Consider the following 4,617-nt stretch of genomic DNA (forward strand, 5'->3'; position numbering starts at 1 on the left):
AGTTGCTCTGTTCTTTCCTCTGCGCGCCGCAATTCGCTGGTATTGCGCGGAGAAATAAGAGCCCTTAACATTTCTGGTAATAATATTACAGTGTGTTTTATGTTCCATCGTACTAGTGTTTCGAGGGAACTTTTTGTTAGGGGACCATACTTTTACGCAGAAATAAGCAAATACGCAAAAAGGAATAGGTTTATGCTTATTTGTTTAGAGAGAGAAGACGAAACCTAACCGTTATAAAGCTTCAAACAAGTTTGTTTGCACATTTGGTAAGTTGTTTATACCCAATTTATGCTTTACAGTCGGTTGTGTTGGGGCTATACTTTACCTTAGTAAAATTAAAGGAGGGCCGTATGCTTATGCTTAATCCTATCGTTATCGTTGCATAGCAAAGGCTATTGCAACTAACAAAAATTGAATTGACAAAATTAGCCTTTGCTATTCCTAACGAGAGAATTATTTAGGAGAGCAAAATGAGCTATAAAAAAGCAAATCATATCTTCCCTGCTGAATTACTTGAAATAGTGCAGGAATATGTGGACGGAGAATGCGTCTACATTCCAAGAAAACCGAGTAATAAAAAAGAATGGGGTACGGAAACTACTATTCGTGACGAGCTAGAAATTAGAAATTGGCAAATTTACCAAGATTACCAATCTGGATGCGATTTGGAACATTTGTCTCAAAAATATTATTTATCTTTGAAAAGCATTCAAAGGGTTATATTACAAGGTAAAAAGAAATGAGTTTAAAGTGGGCCGGTATAGTTTTTAGACGTACCGGCTCATTTTCTTTTATCAAAAGTGTTTGAGGTATAGCCCTTTTCGAATGAGTGCTATAATTGTAATAGAAGTTATTTGATTCTGATTTAGAGAAAGGAGAATAAGTATGGACGGTTATAAGAAATGGACTCAAAATTTCAGCATGGAATGGCTTAGTGAATTATTGAATAGCATGGAAAAGAATTGCTCTCAAGAAAAATGTGCATTGCTTCTAGATCAATGTGGTGCATGTCATTATAAATCTCTGGAGCAAATGCTAGAAAAATATGTTGGAGATTTACGAGGGTTTATTAAGTTCATGTCAAAAGAACATGGACAAATTATTACATATGATGAGACTAAAAATATAATTCTTGTTGATGAGAACAAAAGCTATTGCGTATGCCCAATAACGCAATGCATGGATGGTAAAAAAGTGTCTCCCGTTCTTTGCCATTGTTCCGCAAGTATGACAGAAAAAATGATTTCAAAGATTATTGGTCAGGAAGTAAAAAGCCGGGTTGTTACTTCCATTTTAAGAGGAAATAAATCCTGTGTTTATGAGATTAAATTCTAATATTGATGTACCCGGCACAGAAAATATAAAATGCAATGGAATAAGGCTGGAAGAAACGGACGTGAGTATTTTATTGAAGATGCAGATTTAGCAAGCTCTATGCTGAGAGGGCAAATTTAGCAAAAGTATTTGAGATTGATGTTGTTGTTACAATAACTAGGTTAATATGTTCCCGCAAACGGCGCACGTTGAAACTGTGATTCTGATGACGCGTTGTGGTCAAAACGATAAATAAGCCACTCGAACCACAATATGTTGTGGTTTTGGAGCAAAAAATGGTCAAAAATCAGGCTAAAAAATGCCCGATTTTTGACCTAATTTTTAGGGGGAAATATAGATGACATAGGGTGATGGGATAGATTCGACTTCCAAAATCACAATTTCATACAAGTAAATATAAGGACATCAGAACAGTAAATTCTGGTGTCTTTGTTTTTTTATACAGGCTAAAAATTGCTACGTTACTTAACATGATCCAGTAGGTTTATCAGATATTTGTGAATAAGTAAGATCAAAATCAATAAATCTGGTATCAAGGTAATTGACAAAATAGATAGTAAGGAGTAATATAATAAACATATCTTTTCGATATATAAACGAGCGATATATAAATCGGCAAAAGAGGACAATATGTTAGAATTTATAATTCTTGGTTTCCTGATGTGTGGAGAAACAAGTGGATATGATCTAAAACAGTGGATGACAAAATCCACTTCCTATTTTTTTGATGCAAGCTTTGGAAGTATCTATCCAGCATTAAAGAGATTGGGGGATAAACAGCTAGTTATTTTTAAGGAATCTGTGGAGGGAAGCAAATACAAAAAAGTCTACCAGATTACCGAAACTGGAAAAGAAGCTTTTATGAAGTGGATTGCGGAACCGATTGCTTTCGAAAAGTCAAAGCAGGATCATCTGGTGAAGATCTTCTTCTATGAATTTCTTCCCAAAGAAAAGGCTATTGCCAATTTAAAAGGGCTTATTGAGGTAATCCAGCCAATTGAAAAGAATTTAATTGGCCAGAAGGAGGAAGCAAGCCAGAAATACGATGTTTACCAGTTCTATTACAGATATGCAACAATGGTTTATGGCATTGATTACTACCGTTTTATCATGAGCTGGTGCAACGATATGATTACAAAACTTGAAACTGATACTGAAACTATCCGAAGCGAACGCTTCAACACAAAATAAGAAAGGATAAATTATCATGAAGATATTAACGATTATGGGAAGTCCGAAGAAGAATGGAAAAACGGCTGCAACTCTTATGCTTTTTGAGGAAAACATGCTTGCCCAAGGGAATGATGTAGAACGAGTCAATGTAACAGATTATAAAATTAACGGTTGCCTTGGGTGTTACGCCTGTATGGCGAAAAAAGAGGAACCTGGCTGCATTCAAAAGGACGATGCGCAGTCTGTTTTTGATAAGATGGCAGCAGCCGACACGATTGTGATTGCCTCTCCACTTTATTCATTCGATTTAACAGCACAGTTAAAGCCCCTCGTAGACAGGTGCATCAGCTTTTCCAACACCACTATCCTCAACGGAAAGCACATGGCTCTTCTCATCACTTGCGCCGGTCAGGTTGAGAACAATACTAATCTGGTACAGGAATTTTTCCGCATGGCTTTTGATGGCGAGAACGGAGGAATGTTTCATACGAAATTAGCAGGAAGATATGTGGTGCCGTATAGCGACTCTCCGGATTTTATGGAACGTGCTAAAAAGACCGCGGATACGATGTTTAACGAATTAGTATAGAAAGGGCAAAAAAATGAGGCAAAAAATACGTAAACTGACCAGAAACGTTTTTTTGCACGAAAGAGAAAAGAGCGCAATTTCAATCTTCAAATTGTACCACATGATGGGAAAGAATGGATTGAATACTTAGCTTTTAGAGACTATTTAAGAACACATCCAGAAAAAGTGAAAATATACTCTGATATAAAAAAAGAGGCGATGTCTTAAGGAGAAAATACGCTTTTATCCTATCACGTACATAAAGAGGCGGTAGTTAATAGTTTATTATCAGAAGCCATAGCATGGAAGAATAATTAGAATCGTTTTTACTGACTTTTTATATAAATTCCTTAGGAGAAAATTGAGATGTATGATGTAATAATAATTGGTGCAGGCCCAACAGGCTGTACCGCCGCACGGGAATTGGCCTACAATGGGTATAAAGTATTATTAGTTGAAAAATTCAAGATGCCAAGAAACAAATCGTGCTCCGGTGTCCTTATAAAGAAATCAATGGATTTGGTCCGGCAATATTTTGGCGAAGATGTACCCGAATTTACCATGTGTGCTCCGACTGATAACCGAGGCATGATTTTTACCAACGATAAAGGTCAAGAGTACCGTTATGAACAGGAAGGATTAAATATATGGCGCAGTTCCTTTGATTACTGGCTGGCAACAAAAGCTACCAAAGCCGGTGCCGAACTGCGCGATGGAACCGCCGCCCTGTCGTGTGAGGAACAGGAAAACTGTGTTCTTGTAAATCTCAAGGGCACTTCTTTATATTCTGAAAAAGCAAAGATAGTCATTTGTTGCGATGGTGTGGTAGGTTCTGTTAAGCGAAAGCTTATACATACGCCTCAAAGCTATATAACCACCTACCAAACCTTCAACAAAGGCTCTATTGATTTGGATCATCATTATTTTTATGCCTATTTGCAGCCCAATCTGTCGGAATACGATGCGTGGTTTAATGTAAAAGATGATTATCTCATTTTTGGCGTGTCTGTTAAGAATACAAGTAAAATTGAACATTATTATTCTGAATTTATTGCCTATATGAAAAAACATCACAAGTTAAGAATTGAAGAGCAAGAAAAAAATGAAAAATGGCTTATGCCACGCGTTATGCCCGGATGTCCTATAGAATACGGAAACAGGAAAGTGTTGTTTGCGGGTGAAACAGCAGGATTTCTTAACCCCATGGGCGAGGGCATTTCGGCAGGAATGGAAAGCGGGTACGCAGCTGCGAAGGCGATTCAGAAAATAGATTTAGATAGTGATTGGAACTTGGAAACACTACTTATGCTTTATCAAAATAACACTTCTGCTTTGAAAAATTATATGGAACGACAATGGAATTTTGTTGCGAATATGTCGGAAACGTTCAGCTACATGAAATTATGAGCTTGATTCGATATTCTTTTTCACTTTGGGTCGCAATTACCATGGTAAAAATAAGACGCGTATATGTTTAGAAATATATATGTTTTAGACAAGGAGTAACGGATGTCGATCCGCTGTTTGAATCAGAGGAAATT

The 4,617-nt window shown here is 36.9% G+C and carries 5 protein-coding genes and 1 pseudogene; all 6 read left to right on the forward strand.

Going from position 1 to position 4,617, the window contains the following annotated elements; translation table 11 throughout:
• Window positions 1-470: 470 nt before the first annotated feature.
• The 6 genes and pseudogenes from M8E35_RS25900 (at window position 471) to M8E35_RS25920 (ending at window position 4,483) form a co-directional block, all read left to right on the forward strand.
• Window positions 471-743 carry a CD3324 family protein gene (locus M8E35_RS25900; protein ID WP_252473854.1) on the forward strand — a complete coding sequence of 91 codons (273 nt, stop codon included), beginning with the start codon at window positions 471-473 and terminating at the stop codon, window positions 741-743.
• A gap of 142 nt (window positions 744-885) precedes the next feature.
• Complete coding sequence (locus M8E35_RS25905; RefSeq protein ID WP_252473855.1) at window positions 886-1,335, forward strand: hypothetical protein; 450 nt, start codon at window positions 886-888, stop codon at window positions 1,333-1,335.
• A 630-nt stretch (window positions 1,336-1,965) separates the two neighbouring features.
• Complete coding sequence (locus tag M8E35_RS25910; protein ID WP_252473856.1) at window positions 1,966-2,526, forward strand: PadR family transcriptional regulator; 561 nt, start codon at window positions 1,966-1,968, stop codon at window positions 2,524-2,526.
• 16 nt (window positions 2,527-2,542) lie between these two features.
• Window positions 2,543-3,097 carry a flavodoxin family protein gene (locus tag M8E35_RS25915; RefSeq protein ID WP_252473857.1) on the forward strand — a complete coding sequence of 185 codons (555 nt, stop codon included), beginning with the start codon at window positions 2,543-2,545 and terminating at the stop codon, window positions 3,095-3,097.
• A gap of 51 nt (window positions 3,098-3,148) precedes the next feature.
• Window positions 3,149-3,304 (forward strand): annotated as a pseudogene (locus M8E35_RS27145) (GrpB family protein); the annotation flags it as partial.
• Window positions 3,305-3,442: 138 nt separating this feature from the next.
• Window positions 3,443-4,483 carry an NAD(P)/FAD-dependent oxidoreductase gene (locus tag M8E35_RS25920; protein ID WP_252473858.1) on the forward strand — a complete coding sequence of 347 codons (1,041 nt, stop codon included), beginning with the start codon at window positions 3,443-3,445 and terminating at the stop codon, window positions 4,481-4,483.
• Window positions 4,484-4,617 lie beyond the last annotated feature (134 nt).

The organism is Desulfosporosinus nitroreducens, assembly GCF_023897015.1.
GTDB lineage: Bacteria > Bacillota > Desulfitobacteriia > Desulfitobacteriales > Desulfitobacteriaceae > Desulfosporosinus > Desulfosporosinus nitroreducens.

Bases quoted from the DNA above. Each gene is read 5' to 3' on its own strand.
- M8E35_RS25910 (WP_252473856.1), top strand. From the start codon at position 1,966: ATGTTAGAATTTATAATTCTTGGTTTCCTGATGTGTGGAGAAACAAGT.
- M8E35_RS25900 (WP_252473854.1), top strand. From the start codon at position 471: ATGAGCTATAAAAAAGCAAATCATATCTTCCCTGCTGAATTACTTGAA.
- M8E35_RS25915 (WP_252473857.1), top strand. From the start codon at position 2,543: ATGAAGATATTAACGATTATGGGAAGTCCGAAGAAGAATGGAAAAACG.
- M8E35_RS25905 (WP_252473855.1), top strand. From the start codon at position 886: ATGGACGGTTATAAGAAATGGACTCAAAATTTCAGCATGGAATGGCTT.
- M8E35_RS25920 (WP_252473858.1), top strand. From the start codon at position 3,443: ATGTATGATGTAATAATAATTGGTGCAGGCCCAACAGGCTGTACCGCC.